Origin of the sequence: Nocardia sp. NPDC051570 (genome assembly GCF_044454005.1) — a bacterium.
GTDB lineage: Bacteria > Actinomycetota > Actinomycetes > Mycobacteriales > Mycobacteriaceae > Nocardia.
The window spans coordinates 31009-56965 of record NZ_JBITDI010000016.1 but is presented as its reverse complement, the minus strand read 5'-3'; the positions used below and the strand labels follow the sequence as shown (position 1 = coordinate 56965).

Genomic DNA, 25957 nt, shown 5'->3' with positions numbered 1-25957 from the left:
TGCGAGGTTTTTAAATCTTATCAGAAAGGCATCACCGCGATGCGACGCAATGGGCGACTCATGGTCGCGACAATGGCCTGCGCGGCAGTGCTCTGGCCCGGATTCGCCGGCACCGCCGCCGCCGACTCCCCGGTACGGACCCAAGCCTGTGGCACGCCGCTGGATACCGATGACATCGCGACCGTCACGGCGCTGTCCGATGTCGGCACCCTCACCGGGGCCGACGCGCTGGCGCGGTTGGACGAGGTCGCCGATCGTAACCTTCGGATCTCCGAAGTCCTTGTCGCACACGGTGATCGGCGCGGACTGTTCGCGCTGATGGAGGATGTCGCGACGCACGGGACCGTGCTGCCGATGCTGCGCTCGGGCGCCGGGCTGACCGATTCCGGGCGGGATGCGCGATTCGTCCTCGACTACAACGAGAACTGGCTGCGCGCGGTCCATGCCGAGTTCACCGGTGCGCCGGTCGCCTGGCAGTGGGAGCGTTACTTCGATACGGCCGCCGATTGCGCGCAATCCGGCGCCTATGCCGCCATGGTCGGCTACAACGCCCATATGAGCGTGGATATCCCGCATTCGCTCGCGACGGCCGGTATCGGGGCGGGTAATTCGGCGGATTACTTCCGATTGATGGATGCCATCGCCGTGAACAACTCCGTACTCGTCGCGAAGACGAAGCAGGTGTACAACGCCGATGTGGGCCCGCTGTGGCGCTTCTACTTCTTCGGTGAGGGCCTGGATCGAATCGCGGGCCAGGGCGTGGGTTCCGGCGCACTGCTGCGCAGCGCCCTCGCCAGTGTCAGCACGGCCAATCTGGCCAATGGCATCGGTCTCGCGAATCCGGGCACCCGCGATATCACCAATACCGCGATCAATGCGCAATGGGGAGCCGTCGACGGCGTGCTCGCCACCCTCACCAAGATGCACGGCCTGTAAGGAAGAAGAATCATCATGAAGCTTTCGACACCGTTCCGACTCTTCGCCGCGGCGTCGGTCGCCGCCGCCTCGGCACTGCTGAGCACCATCGCCCCCGCATCCGCCGACGAGCCCGTCGAGGGCAAATCCTTCGTGGCGATCGGTGACTCCTATTCGACCAACGGCAACATCATCTATTCGCTGGGCTTCGGCTACGGCGGCGATCAGCACTGTGAACGCTCGTCGACGTCCTGGCCGAATCAGCTGGCGCGCAAGATCAATGTGGCCGCCGACGATCTGGTCGACGTCTCCTGCCTCGGCGCGGATCTGGTCACCCCGCCGCATTACACCGCGAGCTATATGGCCAAGCAGGCCGCGGCCGCCGGCGCCTTCGGCCCCCGGACCCGCCTGGTCACGATCCAGCTGGGCCAGAACGACGTCTGGAACAGCACCAACCATCAGCGGATGCTCGAGTCCGAGGTCACCTGCCTGACGAACTTCATCCAGGGCTGCGGGCCCGACGCGGTGGCGGCCGGGCGGGCGCCCGATGCCGCCGGTATCAACGGCGGCCAGTACGCCGCCTGGGTCAAGCCGGTCGTGGACTACGTGAAATACTATGCGCCGCAGGCGAAGATCGTCTTCGTCGGATATCCGACGATCGCCGAGCGCGGCGATGCGAAGTGGTGCTGGGATACCCCGGTGGGCCGGATGAGCCAGCCGAATGCCGGTGCGATGACCCAGTTCCTGGACAAGGTCGACGATGCGCAGCGCGCGGCGGCGGCCCAGCTGAACGTGGAGTTCTTCGACACCCGGGCGGTCACCGCCGGACACGGCGCCTGCGCCGCGGATTCGTGGATCAACGGCTACTTCAACCCGGCCGGTGAGTTCCTCGGAATTCCGTTCCACCCGACCAAGCAGGGCGACAACGTGGTGTCCTCGGGCATCAAGGAACAGTACGGATTGTGATGAGCGACAACACATTCGCGGCCGCGACGGTTCCGCTGCGCTGGGTGGGACCGCTGAAGATCTCCGGCAATGTCGCCGAGGGTCTGATCGAGGTGCCGCTGGCCACCTACGAATCGCCCCTGTGGCCCTCGGTGGGGCGCGGCGCCAAGATCTCCACCCTGTGTGAGCGCGGCATCGTGGCCACGCTGATCGATGAGCGGATGACCAGGTCGGTGCTGCTCGAGGCCGACGATGCGGGCACCGCCCTGGCCGCTGCCCGGCAGCTCACCGACGAGCTGCCGGTGCTGCGCGGGATCGTCAACGACTGCAGTCGCTTTGCCGAGCTGATCGCGATCCATCATCAGATCGTCGGCAATCTGCTGTTCGTGCGCTTCGAGTTCACCACCGGCGACGCCTCCGGACACAATATGGCCACCCTGGCGTCGGACGCACTGCTCACGCATATCGTGAATGTCGTGCCCGGCGTGCGCTACGGCTCGGTATCGGGGAACTTCTGCACCGATAAGAAGGCCTCCGCGGTCAACGGAATCCTGGGCCGCGGCAAGAACGTCGTCGCCGAACTGCTGATTCCGCGGGAGATCGTGGAGCAGCGGTTGCATACGACCGCCGCGCGGGTCGCCGAGCTCAACCTCCGCAAGAATCTGATCGGCACCACGCTGGCCGGCGGAATCCGCACCGCGAACGCCCATTACGCCAACATGCTGCTGGGTGTCTACCTGGCCACCGGGCAGGATGCGGCGAATATCGTCGAGGGCTCCCAGGGCATCACCCATGTCGAGGATCGCGACGGGGATCTCTACTTCTCCTGCGCGCTGCCGAATCTCATCGTCGGCACCGTCGGCAACGGCAAATCACTGGATTTCGTCGAGGAGAATCTCACGCGCCTGGGTTGCCGGGAGAGCAGGGAGACCGGCGGGAACGCCCGGCGGCTCGCGGTGATCACCGCCGCCGCGGTGCTGTGCGGGGAGTTGTCTCTGCTTGCGGCGCAAACGAATCCGGGTGAGTTGATGCGCACTCACCTCCGATTCGAACGAACGGCTTCGAAGTAAGGATCGGCCATGACAGTGCCTATCGGAATCCATGACATCGCCCTGGCCACCGGTCATTACGCCATGGATCTGGCCGAGTTGGCCAGACATAACGGTGCGGACGTCAACAAGTACTACATCGGTCTCGGCCAGACCTCCCAGACCGTTCCGGCCCCGGACGAGGATATCGTCACCCTGGCGGCCGCGGCCGCCAAGCAGATCGTGGCCCGCCACGGCGTCGAGGGCATCCGGACCATTCTGTTCGCCACCGAGAGCGGGATCGATCAGTCGAAATCCGCTGCGGTCTACGTGCAGGATCTGATCGGATTGCCCGCCGCGTCGCGTGCGGTGGAACTGAAACAGGCCTGCTACGGCGGCACCTCGGCGCTGCAGCTCGCGGTGGGCATCGTGGCCCGCGACCCCGAGCAGCGAGTGCTCGTGATCGCCAGCGATATCGCGAAATACGATCTCGACTCCGGGGGCGAGAGCACCCAGGGCGGGGCCGCGGTGGCGATGCTGGTCGCGGCGAATCCGAATCTCGCGGTGGTCGATGAGACCGTCGGCCTGTACACCGCCAACGTCCAGGACTTCTGGCGGCCCAACTACCGCTCCACCCCGCTGGTCGACGGAAAGCTCTCGGTCAGTGCGTATCTCGAGGCCGTCGAACAGGCCTGGAAGGATTACGAGGGCCGGGGTGGGCGCGGCGTCTCCGAATTCGCCGGATTCTGCTATCACCAGCCGTTCACCAAGATGGCCCATAAGGCCCATACCCGGCTGCTGGAGCTGAAGGGGATCGAGGCCACCGCCGCGCGCCTGCACGCGGATCTGTCGCCGACCACGATCTACAACCGGGCGATCGGTAACAGCTACACCGCCTCGCTGTTCGTCGGATTCACCTCCCTGCTCGACCATTCCGACGATCTCGACGGACGCTCGGTGGCGCTGTTCAGCTACGGATCGGGCTGCGTCGCCGAACTGTTCTCGGTGACAATGGTTCCCGGCTACCGCGCACATCTGCGGACCGCCGACAACCGCGCGGCGATCGCCCGCCGCGAGCCCATCTCGTATGAGAAGTACCGTGCCCTGCGCGATTTCACGCTGCCCGAGGACGGTTCGGAGCTGGTCGTCTCCGCGCGCAGCCGCAGTCCGTTCCGGCTCACGGCGATTTCCGGGCATTCCAGGATCTATGCGGCGGCCCACGCGCAATGATGCGGGTGCGGACGATCCACACCGAGAACGAAATGCGTTGATGGAGTATGGAAATGCGGTGGCTACCTCCTAGTGTGTTGGATCCGCGCAGCCGGCCCGCCGTGGCGGACGCCGACGAGGGTGAGGTCGGCAGCGGGCGCGCGAGCGCCAAGCTGATCCTGTTCGGCGAGCATGTGGTGCTCTACGGCAAACCCGCGATCGCGCTGCCGGTGCCGGCGCTGCCGGTGACCGCTCGGGCCCGCCGGCGGCCCGGCCCGGTCGTGATCGAATCCTCGGCGCTGGACACCGGCCGGCGGGAATCGGCGGCGACCTCGCAGCTGGACGCCACGGCGGTGCCCCGGCTGGCCGTCTCGGCGGTGTGCGAGCACCTCGACCTGCCCGACGACGGACTGTTCATCACGGTCGACAGCGGCATTCCGGCGGGGCGCGGTTTCGGATCCAGTGCGGCCAGCGCCGCGGCGATCATCGAGGCCGTGGCGGCGCTGTGGGGCCGAAAGCTGGACCGCGACACCATGTTCGCGCTGATCCAGCGGTCGGAATCCTTCGCGCACGGCAAGGCCAGCGGGGTGGACGCGCGCACCGTGATCAGCGCGGGCGGGCCGATCTGGTTCCAGCACGGCACGGTCACACCGCTGCCCGTGGCGGGCCCGCCCCGGCCCGTGCTGGTCGTGGCGGACACCGGGGTGTACGGCAGCACCCGCCAGGCGGTGTCGGCCGTACGCGGCCGCCTCGCCGAACTCGGCGCCTACGGCACGGATCTGCTGGATCGGGCGGCGGCGATCACGACCGCGGCCGCCGCGGATCTGGCCGCCGGGCGATTCGCCGAGGTGGGGGCGAAGATGTCCGCGACGCATGACATCCTCGCCCGGCTGGGTGTGAGCTGCCCGGAGATCGAGATCCTGGTGGGTGCGGCGCTCGAGGCACAAGCCCTGGGCGCCAAGCTGTCCGGCGGGGGATTGGGCGGCTGTGTGATCGCACTGGCCGCCGACGACCAGGCCGCGGTGCGGCTGCGCGACGCCCTCATCGCCGCGGGCGCGCAGGGCTGCCACACCGTAGCGTTGAATCCGGTACCGGCATGAGTGGTCAGGCGCGGAGGCGGCAGCGGAGCGTAACCACGCAGCGCCCCACTCATGCCGCAATGAACACTGCATGAGGGAGGAGTTGGTATGAGCGTTACCGCGACGGCCTATCCGAATATCGCGCTGATCAAGTACTGGGGTAAGCGCGATGATGCGCTACATCTGCCCGAGACCAGCAGCCTGTCACTCACCCTCGGCGTCTTCGCGACGGTGACGACCGTGACCGTGAGCGATGAGCTCGCGGCCGACAGCGTCACTGTCGCGGAGGTCCCGGCGCCACCGAGATTCGCCGCCCGGGTCACCGGATTCCTCGATCTGGTCCGGGATTTGGCGGGAGATCGCCGGCGGGCCCAGGTGTGCACGGTCAATACCGGGCCGACCGGGGCGGGCCTGGCCTCCTCGGCCTCCGGATTCGCGGCGCTGGCGTTCGCGGCCTCCGGCGCCTACGGCCTCGACCTCGACCGGCGCGCGCTGTCGCGGCTGGCCCGGCGGGGTTCCGGCAGCGCCTCGCGATCCATCTACGGCGGCTTCGCCCAATGGCATCGCGGCGAAGGGTCCGGCGCCGCGGGGGATCTCAGCAGTTACGCCGAGCCGGTCGAGGCGCCGCGGCTGGATCCGGCGCTCGTCGTCGCGCTGGTCGATGCCCGGGAGAAGGCGGTCGACAGCCGGGAGGCGATGCGGCGCACCGTCGAGACCTCACCGTTCTACCGTCCGTGGGTGCAGTCCAGCGAACAGGATCTGCGCGATATGCATACCGCCCTCGCGGCCGGGGATCTGGCCGCGGTCGGCGAGATCGCCGAACGCAACGCATTGGGCATGCACGCCACGATGCTCGGCGCCCGACCCGCCGTGCGCTACTTCTCGCCCGGATCGATGCGGGTGCTGGATCGGGTGCTCGCGCTGCGCGCGGCGGGTGTGGCCGCCTACGCCACCATGGACGCGGGCCCCAATGTGAAGGTGCTGTGCGACCGGCGCGACAGCGCCGAGGTGGCCGCCGCGCTGGCCGAAACCGATTCGGCGATACGGGTTCTCGTGGCCACCCCCGGTCCGGGGGCGGCCGTCAGTGGCCTCGGCGAATCGAGCGCAGATGATCACCGTTGAGGTTCCCGGCAAGCTGTACATCGCCGGGGAATACGCGGTGCTCGAACCGGGCGGCGCGGCGGTGCTGGTCGCGGTGGACCGCTACCTGACGGTCAGCGTATCGCCCGCCCCGCCCGCGAGCCGCACGGTGACCACCGCCCGCACCGGCGACCGGCGCGTGGAATTGGCGCGCCGCGACGGGAGATCGGTTGTCGCGGACGATGATCCGGCCACCACCGCGGCGCTGCGGCATGTGCTCGCCGCCGTCGATCTGGTGGAGCGGTACGCGTTCGAATGCGGGAACGAGTCGCTCGGCTTCCATCTCGGGATTCGTTCGGAATTGGACGAGCGCGAGACCGGTCGCAAGTTCGGGCTCGGCTCCTCGGGCGCGGTGACCGTCGGGGTGGTGCGCGCGCTCGCGCAGGCCTACCGATTCGAGCTCGATGAGCAGGCGCTGTTGCGCCTGGCGCTCCTGGTCGCCTTCGCGGTCGACCCGCGCTGTTCGGGCGGCGATGTCGCGGCGTCGATGCTCGGCGGCTGGGTCTCCTATCGCGCGCCGGACCGGGCACGGGTGGCGGAGCTCTTCGCGCGCAACGACACTCGGCTCGCCGACCTCGTGGAGCGCCCGTGGCCGCAGCTGTCCGCGCGCCGCGTGCCCGCGCCCCGCACGGTGCGGCTCGAGGTGGGCTGGTCGGGGCATCCGGCCGTCTCGAGCGGTCTGGTCGAGAAGTTGCGCCGCGGCATCGCGGGCGATACGTCGGCCTACGGGCGGTTCGCCGCGGCCAGCAATGCCTGTGTCGCAACGCTGGTGGCGGCGTTGGAATCCGGGGACGACGCATCGGTCGTGGCGGCCGTGGCCTCGGCCGGGGCGCTGCTGCGCGCGGTGAGCGGTCTGGCCGGGGTGGTCGTGGAGACCGCGGAGCTGGCCGCGCTGCGCAGCGTCGCCGAAACCCTCGGCGCGGTCGCGAAGACCTCCGGCGCCGGCGGCGGCGACTGTGGAATCGCACTGGTCGCCCCGGCCGATGCGCAGCAACTGCAACAGCGGTGGCGAGCGGCGGGCATCCTGCCGCTCGAACTGCGGGTGCACCAACCGTTTTCAGCGAGAGGGCAGTACCAGTGACGACAGTGGCAGAGACCTACGGCAGCCGCAAGGACGATCACGTGCGCCTGGCGGTGGAGCAGCACCACCTGCGCGCCGCCGGTGTCGAGGTGAACCAGTTCGACGAGGTGCGCTTCGTGCACGACGCCCTCGCCGGGACTTCCGAGTCGACGGTGTCGCTCGCGACCGAGGTCGCCGGAACCCGCTGGGCCGTACCGCTTTTCATCAATGCCATGACCGGCGGCAGCGCCCGCACGGGCGAGGTCAACCGGGGCCTGGCGATCGCGGCCCGCGAGGCGAATGTGGCGATCGCCACCGGCTCGATGAGCGCCTATCTCGCCGAACCCGCGCTCGCGCCGACCTATCGGGTGCTGCGCGAGGAGCATCCGGACGGATTCATCATCGCCAACGTCAACGCCAACGCGACCCCGGAGATGGCGCGGCGGGCGGTGGATCTGCTTGGCGCCGACGCGCTGCAGATCCACATCAACACGATCCAGGAGATCGTGATGCCCGAGGGCGATCGGGACTTCTCGGCGTGGCCGCGACAGATCGCGCGGCTGGTCGAGGCGCTCGACGTGCCGGTGATCGTGAAGGAGGTCGGATTCGGGATGAGCCGGGCCGCGGTCGACCGCGTGGCCGACCTCGGTGTATCGATCGTCGACGTCTCGGGCCGGGGCGGAACGAATTTCGCCGCGATCGAGAACGCCCGGCGCCCGCTCGGCGATTTCGCCTATCTCGCGGACTGGGGACAGTCCGCACCGGCCTGCCTCGTCGATGCCGCCGCGGTGGCGCATCGGCGCGGGGTGACCCTGCTGGGCTCCGGCGGCGTGCGGCATCCGCTGGATGTGGTGCGCGCACTCGCCCTGGGCGCGCGGGCGGTCGGGGTGTCGGGCACCTTCCTGTCCGTCCTCGACAGCCACGGGGTGGACGCGCTGGTGTCGACGATCCTCGACTGGGTCACCCAGATCCGGCAGCTGATGGTGGTACTCGGCGCGCCGACCGTGCGCGATCTGGCGAATACCGATGTGCTGCTGACCGGAAATCTGGCGGAGTTCTGCCGGTTGCGCGGCATCGACCCGGGCGAATACGCCCGTCGCGCCGCGCTGTAGCAGGTGGGTGGGGGTGGCCGCATACGTCTTTCGTGCCATCCCCTACCCGTTCGGAGAATTATCTCCCGCAATCGTCGCGGTTAGGCTCGATTCGACCAGCGCCACACCGAAATCGAAAACGAAGCGAAAGGAGCATGGTCATGAAGGCCATCATCGTGTGCACCTCTGTGTCCCATGGCAATACCAAGAAGGTCGCCGACGTCATGGGTCGGGTCCTGGACGCGCGTGTCGTCACTCCCGGAGAGGTCGATGTGGCGGAACTCGCCGACTACGATCTCGTGGGATTCGGCTCGGGCATCTTCAACATGGCCTTCCACCCGGATCTGCGCAAGTTCGTCGCCGCGCTGCCGGAGCAGCAGTGGCGCAAGGCGTTCGTCCTCGCCAGCAGTGGACTTCCGGAGCCGCCGTTCCGGCGCTACGTCCGTTCGATGGTCCGGCAGCTCGAGCAGAAGGGTTTCGAGGTCGTCGACACCTTCCACGGCCGCGGATTCGACACCTACGCGCCGTTCAAGCTGGTCGGCGGCATCAAGAAGGGGCGGCCGAACGCGGCCGATCTGGAGGAGGCGCTGCTGTTCGCCGAGGGTCTGCGCACCCGCATCGGCGCGGCGTCCTGATCGGACGTCACGACGGACTTCACGACGGCGGGACACCGGCGCACGGTGTCCCGCCGTCGTGTCATGACCAGCTGTAGCCGATCGGACCCCACTGTCCGCCATGCAGTGTCGCGCGGCAGACCTGTTCCTTGGCCAGGGCCGCGAGGCGGCCGTTCAGTGTGATCCGCGCTAGCGGGCGGTCGGCGAGGTCGGTGGGCTGGACGAGCGCGTTTCGCCGTCCCAGACTCACCGCCTGCCCGACGAACTTGCGCCGCACCGGTTTCGGCTGCCGCCCGTCGAGCAGGCGCAGCACCGTCTCGGCGGCGTGCACACCGGTCGGGACCGCGGCCTGGGTACTTCTGCGGAGCGGGGTATCGAGGACCACCGCGTCGCCCGCCCCGATGATCGTCGGATCGCCCACGCTGACAAGCGAATCCGTGACCCGCAGGGCGCCGATCGAATCGACGTCGAGCCCGCTGGTGCGGGCGAGGCCGGGCACCGTGAAAGCCGTTGCCGCGAAGGTCAGTTCGCTGTCGAGGATCCGGCCGTCGGCCAGTACGATCTTCCCCTCCCGGATCTCGGCGACCGTCGCATGCTCGCACAGCACGACACCGGCCGCGGCGAAGTAGGAGCGCAGCCGCGCCCGCGCTCGGTCCGGCAGGGTCGCACCGATCTCGCCGCCGGTGATCAGCCGTACCAGGTACCGGTGCTGTTCGGCCAGCTCCGCCGCCGTCTCGATGCCGGTCAGGCCGCCGCCGATCACCGTAACGGTGCCATCGGCCGAAAGGCCGTGCAGCCGTTGCCGAGCCGCGTGGGCCGCCTCCCAGGTGTCGAGGGCGACCGCATGCTCGGCGGCGCCCGGAATCAGGTCGAGCCGGCCGTGGCTGCCGATGGCGAACACCAGATAGTCGTATCCGAGGGCAATGCCATCGGCGGTGTGCACCACCCGATTTCGTGCATCGATCGATACCGCGGCGTCCACGACGAGCCGGGCCGAGGCGGGCAGTAGCTCGCGCAGCGGCCGCGACGCCGGATGGTTTCCGGCGACGAACTGGTGCAACCGAATTCGCTCGACGAAATCCCGGCGCGGATTGACGACCGTGACGCGCAGCCGCCCACCCGCGCGGCTCAGGCGCTTCGCGGCACTCATACCGGCGTATCCGGCTCCCAGAACGACTACTTCGGTGTCCACACGAAACCCCTTGCGGTAGACCAACTTCGTGAAACGGCTAGAGCGCCGCCAACTGTTCCAGACCGCGATGTCTTCCCACAATCCTTTGTCCTTCGCGTGGCAATAGCGAAACGAAGGTGCGAGAATGGTATTTCGATTGCTGCGCAATAATAATAGGCGATCCGAATTCTTGTGACCGGTATCACACTTGACCTGGGCTTTCGTAAAGTGTCACGCTATTGGGGCGGCGCAGCTGTGCCCGCAATCGGATCGGCCCACCTCCGTCAATGGTGTGCGGCATTTCTTTCCCACGGTCGCTCGTGCATGCGATGCGCATTCTTCTTCTCTTTTCGCATCGATATGCGGGCTATTGTCCAGGGATTTACAAGCTCAAAGGAGAACGGCATGCGCGGCATATCGGTCGCAGGCCCGAATCAACGCGGGCTCCCACGATGACGTGGCAGGTCGAAGGGTTATACGAATGAATACTGATATCGCGATCGCCACCTCGCGTTCCGACCTCGATGATCGGCGGACGCTCAGCGTCAGCCCCTTGCTCTCACCCGCCGATGTCCGCCGCGCACATCCGATCGATGACACCCTCGCCGCCGTCGTGCGTGCCGGTCGCTGGGCCACCACGGACGTGCTCACCGGCGCGGACGACCGGTTGATGGTGATCGTCGGGCCATGTTCGGTGCACGATCCCGACGCCGCGATCGATTACGCCCGCCGGTTGGCCGCCAAGGCCGCCGAGGTGTCGGACCGGCTGCATGTGGTGATGCGGGTGTACTTCGAGAAGCCGCGTACCACGCTCGGCTGGAAGGGCCTGGTCAACGATCCGCATCTGGACGGATCCTTCGACGTCGACACCGGCCTGCGGCTGGGCCGGCGGCTGCTGGTGGAGATCACCGCGCTCGGATTGCCCGTGGCGTGTGAATTCCTCGATCCGATCACCCCGCAGTACATCGCGGATCTGGTGTCCTACGGCGCGATCGGCGCGCGCACCGCGGCCAGCCAGGTGCATCGGCAGCTGGCCAGTGCGCTGTCGATGCCGGTCGGCATCAAGAACGGCACCGATGGTGATGTGCAGGTGGCCGTCGACGGCGTGCGCGCCGCCGGTGCCAGCCATGTCTTCCCCGGCACCGATCTGGATGGCCGCGCGGCGCTGATTCGCACCATCGGCAATCCGGACTGCCATGTGATTCTGCGCGGCGGCAGCAATGGCACGAACTACGACGCGGCCTCGGTCGCCGAGGCGTGCATCCGACTGGAAAAGGCTTCGCTCCCACAGCGAGTCGTGATCGACGCCAGCCACGGCAACAGCAATAAGGACCACAACCGGCAGGTCGATGTGGTCAGCGATATCGCCGAGCGGATCGCCGCCGGTGAACAGGGCGTCGTGGGCGTGATGATGGAGAGCTTCCTGATCGCCGGGCGCCAGGACCTGACCCTGGGCCGGGCCGCGGAGCTGACCTACGGCCAATCCATCACCGACGCCTGCCTGAACTGGCACACCACCGCCATCCAGCTCGACCGCCTCGCCGCCGCGGTCGAGACCCGTCGCAGCAATTCGGTCACACCCCGGTTGCCGGTCACCGCGAGTTGATTCGGGCCAGCAAGGAGAACACCGTGCCCAGTACTACACGTTCAGAGTTGTCGAGCATCGGGATCGATCTCATCACCGGCGATGAGGCCGATATCGACAGCCTCCGGCTTCCGACCCTCGTCGGTCGCGACAAGGAGGTCACCGAGATCCGGTATCTGATCAACGATCCGAGGGTTCGCCTGCTCACGCTGACCGGCGCCGCCGGGGTGGGCAAGAGCCGGCTCGCCCAGGAAGTGCTGGCCCGCAGCGACTTCGGGACCGGCCGCTACGCCGCGGTGGATCTCGCCGAGGCGAACAACCGCTCGGAGGTCTGGAACACGGTGCTCGCCGCCGCCGGCTACGGCGGCCCCGGCGAGGTGCGGCAGCCGCTGGAGCTGCTCGAGGCCGGGATCGGCGCCGATCGAACCGTTCTGCTGATGGACAACTGTGATCTGGTGTCGGGCCAGATCGCGCACGACATCTCTCGTCTACTGCGGCACTGCCCGAATCTGCTTGTCGTGGCGACCAGTCGCATCGTGCTCAATCTGCACCGCGAGTATGTGGTCTACGTGCGCCCGCTGCGCACCCGCTCGGATTCGGGGCCCAACCGCCCCGCCTCGTCGGCGGCCGCGCAGCTACTGCTCGCCAGCATCGACAGCCGCTATCGCGGTTCCGCGGCGAATCGGCTGGTGCTGGACGAGATCGCGCACGAGGTCGACGGTGTGCCGCTGGCCCTGGAGCTGGCCGCGATCACCATCAACCGGATCGGATCGGCGCAGACATTGAAGCTGCTCCGATCCGGTGCGGGCCTGACGCCGCTGCCCTATGTCGATATCCCGGTGCGGCACAGGTCATTACACGATGCGGTGGCCTGGGGTATGAACCGCCTCGACGACAGTACGGTCGATGTCCTGCTGCATCTGTCTCTGTGCGAATCGGCGGTGGATCCCGACACCGTCTCCCTGATGGTCGATATGGAGGAGATGTTCATCGGCGGCACCCTGACCACGCTGATCGACCACAGCCTGGTGCAGCGCACGGTGACCGATGCCGGTCACCCCAGCTATGAGCTGATCGCGACCGTGCGCGCCTACTGTCACCGACTGCTGGAAACCGATCGCGCCCGCGGGGATCGGATCCGGCGCGATCATGTCGATCGACTGTGCGAGTTGGCCTTTCGGATCGCCGGTGAGCTGAGGCGGCCGGAGCAGCGCGCGGCCGCGCTGACCATCGCCGGGCAGCGCATCGACGACTTCCGGGCGACCGTCGCCCGGCTGATCGCGATGGGCCGGGCGGATCGCGCCGTCGAGATCGCCGGACTGCTCGAGGATGTCTGGATCCGATTCGGATATCTGTCCGAGATCGAACGGCTGCTGGCCGCGGAGACCGAACTGCCGCGCGGCCTGGAGCTGCTCGGCCAGTGGGCGCTGCGGTCGGGCCGATCCCGGCGGGCGGTCGAGCTGTTCACCCGTGCGGGGGAGGGCTATCGCCGCGGCAACGACGCCGCGGGGATGTATCGGATTCCCGCGCGGCTGGGTATGGCACAGCTGGAGGTCGGCCGGCCCGCCCGGGCCCACGAACAGCTGACCCTCGCGGGGCGTACCGAGGTCGTCGAGATCTATCTGGCCGCGCTGGCCGAACCCGCCGGGCAGCGGGACGAGGACTGGGCCCGGATCCGCGAACGGATTCGGCGGCTCGACGCCGATGCCGATCGGCTGCGGCTGTACAACGTCCTGGCCCGCACGCGACTCGGCGCCGATACCGCGCATCGCGCGCTCGAACTGTCTCGCGACGCGCTGCGAATTCCGGAATCCGGAAATCACATTCTCGAGACGCTCGCGGCGGTCGAGGGTTGTGCGATGGCATATCGGATGGCGGGCCCCGAATTCGGGGATACGGCCGCCGCTCTCTTCGGCGCGGTGCACCATATTCGCACCGCATACGCGATTCCGCTGCCGGAGGATACCGACGATCTGCGGGCCGCCCATCTCATCCGTCCGGAAACGGCCAGGGATCTCGATGATGTCATCGCCTGCGCAGTGGCGGGCCCCGAGATTCCCGCACCCGCGGAATCGCCGCTCGAGGCATTGACCAAACGGCAGCGCGAGATTGCGCTGCTGGTCGCGGACGGCCTGACCAACCGCATGATCGCCACTCGACTCGGAATTGCCGAATGGACGGTGATCAATCATCTCCGGCAGGTCATGTCGAAGCTGAACTGCCCGTCTCGACTGCATGTCGCCCTCGTGGTGAAGGGCGAACAGGACCCCGTGAAAATCGCCGAACTCGGCTGAAGAAATGACCGGACAGCTGACAAGGGCTTGCCATTGTGACATCGAATATCGACGGTAGGCTTTAGTCGACTGCAAAAGCAATTGCGACTTCGAGGAATGATAGTGACGGAACTTCGACTGGGATACAAGGCATCGGCGGAGCAGTTCGGTCCGCGTGAACTTGTCGAACTCACGGTGTCGGCCGAGGACAATGGTTTCGACAGCGCCATGATCAGTGACCATTTCCAGCCGTGGCGGTACAACGGCGGGCATGCGCCCTTCTCGCTGGCCTGGCTGGCGGCGGTCGGCGAGCGTACTCGTCGCATTCAGATCGGCACCTCGGTGCTGACCCCCACATTCCGCTACAACCCGGCGGTCGTCGCGCAGGCCTTCGCGACGATGGCCTGTCTCTACCCGAACCGCGTGCTGCTGGGCGTCGGATCCGGGGAGGCGCTGAACGAAATCGCCACCGGATTCACCGGCGAATGGCCGGAATTCAAGGAGCGATTCGCCCGGCTGCGCGAATCGGTCGAACTCATGCGGGCGCTGTGGACCGGTGAGCGCGTCGATTTCGACGGGCAGTACTACCGTGCCGTCGGCGCCTCGATCTACGACGTCCCGGCCGCCGGCGTTCCGGTGTACATCGCCGCGGGCGGTCCGCTGGTCGCCCGCTATGCCGGGCGCGTCGGCGACGGTTTCATCTGCACCTCCGGCAAGGGGATGGACCTCTACACCGAGAAGCTGATGCCCGCGGTCACCGAGGGTGCGGCGAAGGCAGGCCGCGAGGTCGAGGCCGTCGACACGATGATCGAGATCAAGCTGTCCTATGAGACCGATGCCGAACTGGCGCTGGAGAATACGCGCTTCTGGGCGCCGCTGTCGCTGACGCCGGAGCAGAAGCACAGCATCTCCGATCCCATCGAGATGGAGGCCGCCGCCGACGCGCTGCCGATCGACCAGATCGCCAAGCGCTGGATCGTCGGAACCGATCCCGACGAGGTGACCTCGCGCATCGCGCCCTATATCGACGCCGGAATGCGGCATCTCGTCTTCCATGCTCCGGGCCATGACCAGGCTCGTTTCCTCGAGCTGTTCGCCAGGGATCTGGCTCCCCGGCTGCGCAAGCTCGGTTAGATATTCGCCTCACAGAGACCGACAGGATCAACAATGCAGACACTGACGGTGGAACGCACCATCGCGGCGCCTATCGAGAAGGTCTTCGAATGGTTCGCCGATACCGACAACTACTCCTCCGCCTCGGCGGTATTGCACAACCGGCTGACCGAACCCGCCGCGGATACGCCCTACGGCGTCGGCGCGGTCCGGCAGATCACCTGGTTCTTCGGCACGTACACCGAGCGCATCACCGCCTATGACGCTCCGTACAAGCTCGGCTGGGTCATCGAGAGCGGATTTCCGGCGATCCGGCATCAGGGCGCGGAATTCATCTTCTCCGAGGTGCCCGGCGGCACCCGGGTGGTGCTGAAGACCACTGCCGAGGCCGCGATTCCACTGGGCGCGGATTTCGTGACGCGCAATGTCGGATTCCGGGTGCTCGCGGCCGGATACCGTAATGTGCTGCGGACCGCCGAGATCGCGATCACCTCGCCGCGGAAGGCGAAGCAGCTCACCCGGCAGGGCTGGATCGCCAAGCCGCGCAATTACGTATTCGACGAGGTGTTGAAGTTCATCCGCAACACCCATCACCTCATTCTGAAGGCCAGCGGCGGCAAGTGGGGTAATAAGCAATTCGGCATGGCCGCTATCGAATTGCATGTCATCGGCCGCAAGTCGGGGGCGCGCCGGACCGCCGTGCTGTGGGTGCCGCTCATGGAGAGCGATCGGGTGATCCTGGTGGCCTCCAAGGAGGGTGACGACCGCGATCCGGAGTGGTACCGCAACCTGGTCGCCGAACCGAAGGTCGAATTGACCATCGATGGCGTCACCTCGCCGTGGACGGCGCGGACCGCGAATGCCGCCGAAAAGGCCGTGCTGTGGCCGCAGATCGTGAAGTCCTACCACGGTTTCGCCGTCTATCAGACCCGTACCGACCGCGATATCCCCGTCGTGATCTGTGAGCCGCGCGCGGTGACGGAACCCGCCGTGGTCACCCCGCTCGAGCGGAAATCCTCCGTCTGACCGCACGACCGATCCACCCTTTGTACCGATCGAGGAGTTGACGTGATGAAATCCCTTCTGCCCATTCGTATTACGCTTGCGGTGCTCGGTGGCGCGGCCCTGATCTCGGTCGCGGCCTGTGGCAGCGACACCGATTCGCATACCACGACCCCGAGCACCGCCGCGGAGGCCCCGCAGTCGGCGATCTCCAGTCCGGCCGCGCCGCCGGTTCCGTCCGTGCCCGCGGCGGCTCCGGCCCCGCAGACCCCCGCCCCGGCGCCGGCCCCCGCGCCGCCCGCCGAGGACCCCGCGCCCGCGCCCGCCCCGGAACCGGCTCCCGCGCCGAAGCCCGCGCCCGCACCGCAGCAGCAGGCGCCCGCGCCCAAGCCGAAGCCCGCCCCGGAGCCCGCTCCCGCGCCGAAGCCCGCGCCACCCACCCTGTCGGACCCCGGCTTCGATCCGAAGCCCGGCTACTGACCGCGCGACGAATCGAGTTCGCGCCGTGACCGACACCCGAACGGCACCGCGGGAGACCCCCGCGGTGTCGCCCGATATCGCGCACAGCCGCCCGGCCCTCCCGTCGCTGACGGGGGCCCGGTGGTGGGCGGCATTCGCCGTCTTTCTCCTGCACGCCCTGGTCTTTCTGCCGGTGTATCCGTTCCAGAAATCGGAACTGTTCCGGCGGATCCACTACTTCATGCCCATGCAGCTGGGGGCGGCCGGCGTCACGTTCTTCTTCGTGCTGTCCGGATTCATCATCTACTGGTCGTACAAGCCCGGCGCCTCGATACCGCGTTTCTATTGGCGACGGGTTTTGAAGATCTACCCGTCGCATCTGGTCGCCGCGGTGACATTCATCCTGGTGGCGAGCGTGCCGCTGCACCGGCTGGTGGTGTGGGTGCCGAATCTGCTGCTGGTGCACACCTGGTTCCCCAAGTCCACCACCGTCGGCGGACTCAATGTGCCGTCCTGGTCGCTGGCCTCGGAAATCCTGTTCTACTTCACTTTCCCGATCGTGCTCCCGCTGATCCGGCGGATCCGCACCGAACATCTGATGCGGTGGGCCGCAGCGCTTTTCGTATTCATCCTCGCGCTGCACACGGCGTACTTCCTGTTCGTCGACGGGCCCAAGGGCATCGAGAACGCCTTCGCGCCACGGCTGGTCCCGCAGGCGACCTCGCCGATGTTCGAATTGCACGCCTCCCCGGCATGGTTCGCGCACGACGATATCCCGGTCGCGCTGTCGTACTGGCTCAGCTACAACTTCCCACTGTCGCGGCTACCCGAATTCTTCCTCGGGGTCCTCGCGGCCCGCATGGTGCTCGAGGGCCGGTGGCGCAACACCCGCATGGGTCCGCCGCTGACGCTGCTGGCGGTGGCCTACGCGGCCACCTGGGTCGTGCCGGTGAACTACAAGATGTCGGCATTCCTGCTCGCACCGATGACCGCGGTGGTCGCCACCCTCGCCGCCCGTGATCTGCAGGGCATCCGTGGACTGAATTCGTCCAGGGTGATGGTGTGGCTCGGCAATGTGTCCTTCGCGTTCTATCTGATCCAGTTCCCGGTGATGGTGCTGATCACGAGGCTGTTCATCGGTGGTCACACCTTCGGATTACTGGGCTGGCTGGGCTGGGCGACGCTGTCGCTGATCGTCTCGACGGCGGCGGGCGCGCTGCTGTACTACCGGGTGGATCTGCCGCTGATGAAACGATTCTCCGGCCGGCGAACACCCCGCGTGCGGGCCGAGAATCCGCGCTGATCCTGTCACCTCTGCGCACCGGCCGCCGGATTCCGGTGGCCGGTGCTCGATTTCCCGTAGAACAACGGTGATCATCATGCACCACAACCATGTCCCGGAAATGCTGCAATCACTCGTGCTGAGCATCGTTTCCACCGCACCGGCGGAAGACCTGGCACTCGCTTCCATCCCGACTCACGGTGTCGCGCAGTGCTATTGCGGATGCGCCTCGGCCGAATTCTCGGCCACCCTCGACGGCATTCATTCCAGGAGGAACATCATCGAATGGTGATTCGCCGCTACTCCTTTCGACGCACCGCACCTATCTTTTCGATCCGGTCCGGATACCGCATCCGAGGAATGTCCGGCCGGTCGGCACCGGCATAACGTAATCGTGGATGGCTTTCATCCGGGAAAGAGAGACAGCGTAGTGAGTTCACCGACCGAGACCTCGTCATTCCTGGCGACCCGCCGTGGCAAGCTCACGCTGGTGCTGCTGTGCACGGCCGCTTTCCTCGACTTCGTCGATAGTTCGATCGTCAATCTCGCACTGCCGGCGATCCAGCGTGAGATGCACCTTTCGGTGTCGACCCTGCAGTGGATCACCACCGGCTATCTGCTGACCTACGGCGGCCTGATGCTGCTCGGCGGGCGGCTGGCCGATCTGCTCGGGCGGCGCCGCATCCTGATGACCGGCACCGCGATCATCGGAATATCCTCCGCGGTAGCGGGTCTGGCGCACGGCAGCGAACTGCTGATCGGAGCCCGCTTCACCCAGGGCGTCGGAGCCGCGCTGATGCTGCCCGCGGCCCTGTCGATTCTGACCACCAGTTTCCACAAGGGTTCCGATCGCAGTACCGCCCTGGGGGTCTGGGCCGCGATCGGCGGTCTCGGTGCGGCGTCCGGACTGCTGCTCGGCGGCCTGATCACCCAGGGGCCGGGCTGGCGGTGGGTGTTCTACGTCAACGTGCCGGTCTGTGTTCTGATTCTCGTGGCTCTGCCCGCGCTGATCCCCAGTGACCGGCGCAACGCCCCGCGCGGCGGATTCGACCTGCTCGGAACGGCTTTGGCCACCGGCGGCCTGATGTTGCTGGTGTACGGCACGGTGCGGGCGCCGGAGCAGGGCTGGGGCAGCGCCGAGACGATCGGCGAACTCGCGGTGGCCGCGGCGCTGCTGATCGGATTCGTGGTCAACGAGCACCGGATCGCCAATCCGCTTGTCCCGCTGTCGATCTTCCGCATTCGCGGACTGGCCGCCGCCGATGTGACCCAGGCGCTGGTGGCCGCGGGGATGATGTCGCTGTTCTTCTTCATCACCCTCTACACCCAGACGGTGCTCGGCTACGGCGAGATCAAGGCCGGCTGTGCCTATCTGCCGTTCAGCGGGACCATCATCGTGGTCTCCGCGTTGACGTCGAAGATCGTGCCCCGCACCGGAACCCGGCCCGTGATCGTGGTCGGCGCGCTGGTCACCGGAGTGGGTATCCTGCTGCTGTCGCGCATCCCGACCGACGGCGCGTATCTGCGGGATCTGTTGCCGGGGTTGATGATCACCGCGGCCGGATCGGCGGCGGTCTTCGTCGCCAACACCACCGCCGCCAACGCCCGCGTGCCGGCGGATAAGGCCGGGCTGGCCGCGGCACTGCTGACCACCGCGCAGCAGATCGGCGTGGCGCTGGGCGTGGCCGTGCTGACGGCGATCGCCATCTCGCACACCGATACTCAGCTGGCCCAGGGGCATCTGCCGCTGGATGCGACGACGGCCGGTTTCCGGCGCGCGCTGCTGGTCGCGGGGATCTTGGCGGCCCTCGGCGCGGTGACCGCGCTGCGCACGGTCGACTCGCGCGGCGAAGAGGCCGAACCCCTCGCCCACTCGCGAGCCGACAAGGTCACGGTATAGCGCTGTTCCACGACGACGCCCGGATGCCGAACGCAGGCGTCCGGGCGTCGTCGTGTCAGGACATCGCCGGACCGCCATTTGCGAATCTCATGAAGGTGACATCGTGTCGAGGCACAAGCTCGAAACCCGTGAATTGACAATGTCTGTAGGACTGCTGCCCGAGGAGAGTCTGGACTGGTTTCCGCCGTCCCCGGGGTCCGATTCCGACGGGCCGTTACGCATCGCGGTGGTCGGCGTGGGACCCCGTGGACTGAGTTTCTTCGAGCGCCTGTGCGCCAACGCGGTACGGGGCGACGCGCGCGTCGAGACGGAGATCTATCTCATCGACTCGACCCGGGTCGGCACCGGACAGGTCTGGCGCACCGACCAATCCAGACATCTGCTGATGAATACCGTGGCCGCACAGGTCACGATATTCACCGATGCCAGTGTGACAATGGCAGGACCCGTCGTGCCGGGGCCCAGCCTGTTCGAATGGGCGAGCTTCCTGGCGAAGATCGGCAACTTCGCCGATCTGCCCGACGAGTTCTATCGGGAGGCGTGCCGGACCGAACCCAATACCTATCCGACGCGCGCCTTCTACGGCCACTATCTGCGCTGGGCCTACGAGCACATCCGCGATCGATACGCGCGCTGGATCCGCACCCACGAGATCACCGCCGCGGCCACCGATCTGCGCGACGATCCGGGCGGTCTGCAGGAATTGACGCTGAGCACCGGCGAACAGCTCACCGGATTACATGCCGTGGTGCTCGCCCAGGGGCATATGCCGCCCTGGCAGCCGGTGGATCCGGACGAGCTCGCCGCGCGGGTGCGCCACCGCTCGGGAGTGCTTCATATCGCGCCGGTCAACGCCGCCGATGTCGACACCGATCGGGTGCCGGAGCGCGCCACCGCGATCATCCGCGGACTCGGGCTGACCTTCTTCGACTATATGGCCCTGCTGACGGTCGGCCGTGGCGGCCGGTTCACCGAGTCCGGCGCCGAGGGGATGCTGGAGTATCTGCCCTCCGGGCGCGAGCCGCTGATCGTGGCCGGATCCCGGCGCGGCGTACCGCATCATGCGCGCGGCGAGAATCAGAAGGACGTCGACGAACGGCACGTGCCCACGCTGCTGGATCCGGCGCGGATCACCGAATTACGCCGCCGGGCAGAGCATTTCGGTGACCTCTCGTTCCGCCGCGATATCTGGCCGCTGGTGGCGCGGGAGGTGGAGGCGGTCTACTACGCGCGGATGATCACCGACCGGATCAGCCCGCGCGAGCTGCGCTGGTTCCGCACCCGCTATCTCGAGGCGCCGACCGAGCGCGCGGCGGCCGGCATTCTGGCCGAATTCGAGATCGGATCCGAACAGCGGTGGGATTGGACGGTTCTCGGCGATCCCACCGCGGGCCGCCGATTCGGCGACCTCGCCCGGTTCCACGACTGGCTGCTCGAGTATCTGGACACCGATGTGCGCAACGCCCGGCTGGGCAATGTGCACGGTCCGGTGAAGGCGGCCCTGGACGTGCTGCGGGATCTGCGTAACGAGGTCCGGTTGATCGTCGACCACGGCGGTATCACCGGCGCGTCCTATCGCGACGATCTCGACGGCTGGTACACGCCGCTGAACGCCTTCCTGTCGATCGGCCCGCCCGCGGGCCGGATCGCGGAGCTGTCGGCGCTGATCCGGGCGGGTGTCGTGCGAATCGTCGGCCCGGGCATGCGCATTCGCTTCGACGAGGACGCCGGATGCTTCGTGGCGCATTCGCCGATGGTCGACGGTTCGACCGTCGCCGCCCAGGTGCTCATCGACGCGCGGCTGCCCGAACCGGATCTGCGCGCCACCGGCGATGCGCTGCTGCGTAATCTGTTGCGGTCCAACCAGATCCGTGGCTTCGATGTCGCGAACCCGGATGGCAGCCACTATCGGACCGGCGGTCTCGAGGTCGCTCGCGATTCGCATGCCGTCCTCGACGCCGCCGGGCGGCCGCATCCGCGCCGATTCGCGGTCGGGGTGCCGACGGAGGCCGTGCACTGGGTCACCGCGGCGGGCCCGCGTCCGGGCGTGAACTCGGTGACCCTGTCCGACAGCGACAGCATCGCCCGCTCCATCCTCGCCGCCCACCGAGAGGTCGGCGGCGGAATTCACCGAAAGGACTATGCCGATGGTCGTCGATAAGGGATTGCTGGCGCCGGTGCGCGCGGGCGTGCCGATGGAGGCGGTGGTCTCCGACGACGCCTGGCTCGAGGCGATGCTCGAGGTGGAACTCGCCCTGGCGCGAGCCCAAGCGCGCCTGGGTATCATTCCGGTCGAGGCGGTCGGGCAGATCACCGCGGCCGTGCGCACCCATCGGTTCGACACCCGCGCGATCGCCGAGGCGGCGCGCGGGGCGGCGAATCCGGTGGTGGCGTTCGTGCGGGAGCTGCAACGCGTGGTGGCCGAATTCGATCCGGCCAGTGCCGATTACGTGCATTGGGGGTCGACCAGTCAGGACATCTTCGATACGGCGACGATGCTGACCGCCGCGCGGGCGCTGTCGGCGATCATCGCCGATGTGGAGGCGAGCGTGGATTCGCTCGCGCGGCTCGGGTATGCCCATCGCGATACGCTGATGGCCGCCCGGACCCTGGGCATGCATGCGGTGCCGACGACCTTCGGTGCCCGGGTCGCGAGCTGGATCCAGGGGCTGCTCGACGCCCGCGACCGGCTGCACCGGGTCCGCGAGCACGGACTGCCGGTCCAACTCGGCGGCGCCGCAGGAACATTCGCCTCCTACGTCGAATGCGCCCGCCGCAGCGGCGGCGAACTCGCCGATGCGAGCGCCATGCGGATCCAGGCCCGCCTCACCGACGAATTCGCCGCGGAGTTGGGCATGCCCGCCGCCGTCGCGCCCTGGCACAGCGTGCGTACCCCGCTCGCCGATCTGGCGGCGGCACTGGTCACCACCTCGGGCGCGCTCGGTAAGTTCGCCGTCGACGTGATCTCCCAGTCGCGTACGGAGGTCATGGAGGTGTACGAGCCGGCCGCCGCCGGGCGGGGCGAATCCTCGGCCATGCCGCAGAAGCGAAATCCCGTGCTGGCCACCATGATTCGGACCGCGTCGCTGCAGGTGCCCGCGCTGGCATCCACGGTGTTCGCCGCGATGCTGGCCGAGGACGAACGCTCGCCCGGCGCCTGGCACGCCGAATGGCAGCCGCTGCGCGAATGTCTGCTACTGGTGGGCGGCAGCGCGCATACCGCCGCGGAATTGGCCGACGGCCTGCGCGCGGTCCCCGACCGCATGAGCGCAAGCCTGGCATCGAGCCAGGGCCAGCTGGTCTCGGAGCGATTGTCGATCCGGTTGACGCCGCTGCTGGGCCGGGTCGCGGCGAAGAAGGTTCTGCAGACCGCCGCATTCGAGGCCGAGGAAACCGGAAGTTCGCTAGCCGATGTGCTAGCGGATTATGCGATGGTGCGCGACCATCTGGATATCGAGGAGATCCACGATTTGCTACGCCCGGAGAATTACCTCGGCACAGCACCCGATCTGATCGATAGGGTGCTCGGCCGGGCGTGACACATCAGTCCTGAAACAGCCGGTAGAAAACATAGAGCGCGAACAGCGCACAGCAGATAATGCAGCTGATGAAAAGAACCTCGACGAAGACGACCACGACACCCCTAACCCATTGACGAGAAACCTCGAAAATGGAAACACACCCCGGTCGCGCGCGCAAGATTTCCCGATCGGTATGGCAATCCTTTGCTATTTCTCACATCGGGAAATCAGTGCTGCCCAGTGGTTCTCGTGCCCCGGGGGACCAGCAGTGCCGCCACGACCGCGACCGTGAGGACGATGGCCGCGGCCACGTACGAGGTGACCGTCAGGGCGGAATCGAAGGCGGCGGAGGCGGTTTCGCGGATCTGGCGGCCGCCGTCGCCGCCGATCCCGGTCGCGATCTCGACGGCTCCGCCTACCGAATCGCGGGCGATGCGCAGCTGATCGCCCTCGAGCGGGAGGTCGGTCATATGCGCGGTGAACAGGGCACCGTGGATGCTGCCGAGGAGGGCGACGCCCAGGCCGTTACCGAGTTCGTAGTTGGTCTCCTCCACCGCGCCGCCCTGCCCGGCTCGTTCGGGCGGCACCGAGGAGACCAGGACGGCCGCGGCGGCGGTGATGGCGACGCCGTCGCCGATTCCCATGCATACCAACACGAGTGCCACCACGGGATAGGTCGTCGGCTCCGGCGATACGGCCAGCACCAGGAAGCCCAGCGCCAGGGTCGCCAGGCTGGTCACCAGCACCGTGCGCACGCCGATGTGGCGCAGCAGCGCGGGCGTGGCGAGCGAGCCGAGCAGGGTGGCCACCGCCGCGGGAACCATGCGCAGGCCCGCCTCGGCGGGTGAGTAATCGTGAATGTACTGCAGCCACAACGAGATCAGATACAGGGCGGCGCCGATCGCGATCATCGCCAGCAGGGTCGCCAGCGCCGCGGCCAGGAATACCGGCCGCCGGAACAGGCGCACGTCCAGGAGCGGATCGGCCAGTTCCAGTTGGCGCCGCCCGAACCAGATCAGCAGTATGACGCCGACCGCCAGCGCGGACGCGTTGCCGAGGAGGTCCTCGCCGCGCGCGAGATGTTTGACACCCCAAGCGAATCCGATGATCCCCAGCACCGACAGCGGTACGCTCGCCCAGTCGAACGGCCCCTCCGCGGGCACCCGATACTCCGGCAGCAGCCACAGCCCGGCCGCCACGGCGACCACGACCACCGGCACATTCACCCAGAACGCCGCGGCCCAGCCGAAGTGCTGCACCAGATATCCGCCGACGGTCGGGCCGACGCATGCGCCCGCACCCGCGATGGCCGACCAGATCCCGATCGCGCGGGTGCGTTCACGGGCATCGGTGAAGATGTTGCGGATCAGCGACAGCGTCGAGGGCATGACCATCGCCCCGCCCACGGCCAGCAACACCCGCCCACCGACCAGCTGCGCGGTCGTGCCCGCGGTCGCCGCCACCACCGACGCGACCCCGAACAGCACGAAGCCGAGGAGGAACAGCAGCCGGCGCCCGATCCGATCGCCGAGGGCCCCGCAGGTGACCAGCAGGCCGCCGAGGATCAGGCCGTAGACGTCGACGATCCACAGCTGCGCCACCGCCCCGGGCCGCAGATCCGAGATCAGCGAGGGTAACGCGACATTGAGGATGGTGGCATCCATCGCCACGAGCAACAGACTCGCACACAGCACCGCGAGCATGGCCCAGCGGCCGTCGTTCGGCACGGTCATGCGATCCCTCCGGAGCTCGTCGGAAGATTGGCAAGCGTGCAGCTATCCTATTTCCTCGCGGACCGGGCGGGCGCGCCTCACGGTTTTCTCATCATCGATTCCGCACAGTGATCGACATGCGGACAGTCATCGCCCTGCGCAGCGCGTCCCTGGCCGGTTGGAGCTGGGCCGCGACCCTGCTGTACGCGCCGATGGTCGCGGTCGTCGCGGCGGGCTGGCCCCGACCGTATCGGGTCGCGGTCAATCATGTCGGCGATCTGGGCGCCACCGCGTGTGAACAGCTCACCGAGATCGGCGGGTCGGATCGATACGTCTGCTCGCCGTGGCATCTGACCTGGATGATCGCGACCGTGGCGCTCGGCATCGCGACCGCGGTCGGTGCGCTGGCCTGGTCGATGCGGGCGCAGCCGCTGTTGCGTGCCGGATGCGTGCTGCTGGTGGTCGCCGCGGTCGCCCTGGTGATCGGCGCGGTCACGCCGGTGAACGTGGATCCCGGAACGCATGACGCGGCGGAGGTGCTGCGCTGGGCGGCGCAGCTGCTGGGCATGGTGTTCGTCGCGGTCGCATTGCCACAGCGCGCGATTCGGATATGGACCGGAGTCTGTGCCGGGCTGTCCGCGATCGGCGGCTGGGCGCTCTACAGCGCACCCGGCCTCGGTTTCGGGGCCGGGCTCGAGGAGCGGGTCGCCTTCGACACCCTGGTCCTGTGGACGGGCGTGACGGGTCTGCTCGTGCTGTGCGGCATGCTCGATCGTCCCGCCGGAACCACCGGATCCGCCGGGACCGGCCGCCGGATCCCCGCGCACGCGCGCGGCTGATCCGGCGGCCGGATTCGGC

At 67.7% G+C, this 25957-nt stretch carries 22 protein-coding genes; 20 read left to right on the top strand and 2 right to left on the bottom strand.

Going from position 1 to position 25957, the window contains the following annotated elements:
- Window positions 1-39 precede the first annotated feature (39 nt).
- The 9 genes from ACIA76_RS32570 (at window position 40) to ACIA76_RS32530 (ending at window position 9102) form a co-directional block, all read left to right on the top strand.
- A complete protein-coding gene (locus ACIA76_RS32570) occupies window positions 40-936 on the top strand; it encodes a DUF5995 family protein (RefSeq protein ID WP_397157324.1) in 897 nt (298 codons plus the stop codon).
- Between the two features lie 15 nt (window positions 937-951).
- On the top strand, window positions 952-1881 hold the full coding sequence (locus ACIA76_RS32565) for an SGNH/GDSL hydrolase family protein (protein ID WP_397157322.1): 930 nt from the start codon (window positions 952-954) through the stop codon (window positions 1879-1881).
- Complete coding sequence (locus ACIA76_RS32560) at window positions 1881-2930, top strand: hydroxymethylglutaryl-CoA reductase (RefSeq protein ID WP_397157320.1); 1050 nt, start codon at window positions 1881-1883, stop codon at window positions 2928-2930. The genes ACIA76_RS32565 and ACIA76_RS32560 overlap by 1 nt, the downstream gene beginning before the upstream one ends.
- A gap of 9 nt (window positions 2931-2939) precedes the next feature.
- Window positions 2940-4118, top strand: coding sequence for a hydroxymethylglutaryl-CoA synthase (locus tag ACIA76_RS32555; RefSeq protein WP_397157318.1), 1179 nt, complete (start codon window positions 2940-2942; stop codon window positions 4116-4118).
- A 77-nt stretch (window positions 4119-4195) separates the two neighbouring features.
- On the top strand, window positions 4196-5197 hold the full coding sequence (gene mvk, locus ACIA76_RS32550; RefSeq protein ID WP_397157316.1) for a mevalonate kinase: 1002 nt from the start codon (window positions 4196-4198) through the stop codon (window positions 5195-5197).
- An 87-nt stretch (window positions 5198-5284) separates the two neighbouring features.
- Complete coding sequence (gene mvaD, locus ACIA76_RS32545; protein ID WP_397157314.1) at window positions 5285-6298, top strand: diphosphomevalonate decarboxylase; 1014 nt, start codon at window positions 5285-5287, stop codon at window positions 6296-6298.
- Entirely contained in the window at window positions 6285-7397 is a 1113-nt protein-coding gene (locus ACIA76_RS32540; RefSeq protein WP_397157312.1) for a phosphomevalonate kinase, read from the top strand. Before mvaD ends, ACIA76_RS32540 begins: the two co-directional genes overlap by 14 nt.
- Window positions 7394-8488: a type 2 isopentenyl-diphosphate Delta-isomerase gene (gene fni / locus ACIA76_RS32535; RefSeq protein WP_397157310.1), complete on the top strand. Its 1095-nt coding sequence runs from the start codon at window positions 7394-7396 to the stop codon at window positions 8486-8488. The genes ACIA76_RS32540 and fni overlap by 4 nt, the downstream gene beginning before the upstream one ends.
- Before the next feature lie 140 nt (window positions 8489-8628).
- Entirely contained in the window at window positions 8629-9102 is a 474-nt protein-coding gene (locus tag ACIA76_RS32530) for a flavodoxin family protein (RefSeq protein ID WP_397157308.1), read from the top strand.
- 61 nt (window positions 9103-9163) lie between these two features.
- Here the strand turns inward: ACIA76_RS32530 and ACIA76_RS32525 are convergent, their stop codons facing one another.
- Complete coding sequence (locus ACIA76_RS32525; protein ID WP_397157306.1) at window positions 9164-10273, bottom strand: NAD(P)/FAD-dependent oxidoreductase; 1110 nt, start codon at window positions 10271-10273, stop codon at window positions 9164-9166.
- A 460-nt stretch (window positions 10274-10733) separates the two neighbouring features.
- Between ACIA76_RS32525 and ACIA76_RS32520 the strand changes: the two genes are divergently transcribed.
- The 10 genes from ACIA76_RS32520 (at window position 10734) to pcaB (ending at window position 23405) form a co-directional block, all read left to right on the top strand.
- The gene (locus ACIA76_RS32520; RefSeq protein WP_397157305.1) at window positions 10734-11858 is read left to right on the top strand and encodes a 3-deoxy-7-phosphoheptulonate synthase; all 1125 of its coding nucleotides are present in this window, start codon (window positions 10734-10736) and stop codon (window positions 11856-11858) included.
- Window positions 11859-11881: 23 nt separating this feature from the next.
- Window positions 11882-14131 (top strand): LuxR C-terminal-related transcriptional regulator, encoded by a 2250-nt coding sequence (locus ACIA76_RS32515; protein WP_397157304.1) that lies wholly within the window; start codon window positions 11882-11884, stop codon window positions 14129-14131.
- A 96-nt stretch (window positions 14132-14227) separates the two neighbouring features.
- Window positions 14228-15244: a glucose-6-phosphate dehydrogenase (coenzyme-F420) gene (gene fgd, locus ACIA76_RS32510; RefSeq protein WP_397157303.1), complete on the top strand. Its 1017-nt coding sequence runs from the start codon at window positions 14228-14230 to the stop codon at window positions 15242-15244.
- A 33-nt stretch (window positions 15245-15277) separates the two neighbouring features.
- Window positions 15278-16249 carry a nitroreductase/quinone reductase family protein gene (locus tag ACIA76_RS32505; protein WP_397157301.1) on the top strand — a complete coding sequence of 324 codons (972 nt, stop codon included), beginning with the start codon at window positions 15278-15280 and terminating at the stop codon, window positions 16247-16249.
- Window positions 16250-16291: 42 nt separating this feature from the next.
- Window positions 16292-16705, top strand: coding sequence for a hypothetical protein (locus ACIA76_RS32500; protein WP_397157299.1), 414 nt, complete (start codon window positions 16292-16294; stop codon window positions 16703-16705).
- A gap of 25 nt (window positions 16706-16730) precedes the next feature.
- On the top strand, window positions 16731-17987 hold the full coding sequence (locus ACIA76_RS32495; RefSeq protein ID WP_397157297.1) for an acyltransferase family protein: 1257 nt from the start codon (window positions 16731-16733) through the stop codon (window positions 17985-17987).
- Window positions 17988-18054: 67 nt separating this feature from the next.
- Window positions 18055-18258, top strand: coding sequence for a hypothetical protein (locus tag ACIA76_RS32490; RefSeq protein ID WP_397157295.1), 204 nt, complete (start codon window positions 18055-18057; stop codon window positions 18256-18258).
- A gap of 138 nt (window positions 18259-18396) precedes the next feature.
- Window positions 18397-19866 (top strand): MFS transporter, encoded by a 1470-nt coding sequence (locus ACIA76_RS32485; RefSeq protein ID WP_397157293.1) that lies wholly within the window; start codon window positions 18397-18399, stop codon window positions 19864-19866.
- Between the two features lie 103 nt (window positions 19867-19969).
- Window positions 19970-22027 (top strand): FAD/NAD(P)-binding protein, encoded by a 2058-nt coding sequence (locus tag ACIA76_RS32480; RefSeq protein ID WP_397157291.1) that lies wholly within the window; start codon window positions 19970-19972, stop codon window positions 22025-22027.
- On the top strand, window positions 22014-23405 hold the full coding sequence (pcaB, locus tag ACIA76_RS32475; RefSeq protein ID WP_397157289.1) for a 3-carboxy-cis,cis-muconate cycloisomerase: 1392 nt from the start codon (window positions 22014-22016) through the stop codon (window positions 23403-23405). The genes ACIA76_RS32480 and pcaB overlap by 14 nt, the downstream gene beginning before the upstream one ends.
- 209 nt (window positions 23406-23614) lie before the next feature.
- Here the strand turns inward: pcaB and ACIA76_RS32470 are convergent, their stop codons facing one another.
- On the bottom strand, window positions 23615-25120 hold the full coding sequence (locus ACIA76_RS32470; protein WP_397157287.1) for an MFS transporter: 1506 nt from the start codon (window positions 25118-25120) through the stop codon (window positions 23615-23617).
- A gap of 116 nt (window positions 25121-25236) precedes the next feature.
- On the opposite strand from ACIA76_RS32470, the gene ACIA76_RS32465 reads away from it, so the two are divergent.
- Window positions 25237-25938 (top strand): hypothetical protein, encoded by a 702-nt coding sequence (locus ACIA76_RS32465; RefSeq protein ID WP_397157285.1) that lies wholly within the window; start codon window positions 25237-25239, stop codon window positions 25936-25938.
- Window positions 25939-25957 lie beyond the last annotated feature (19 nt).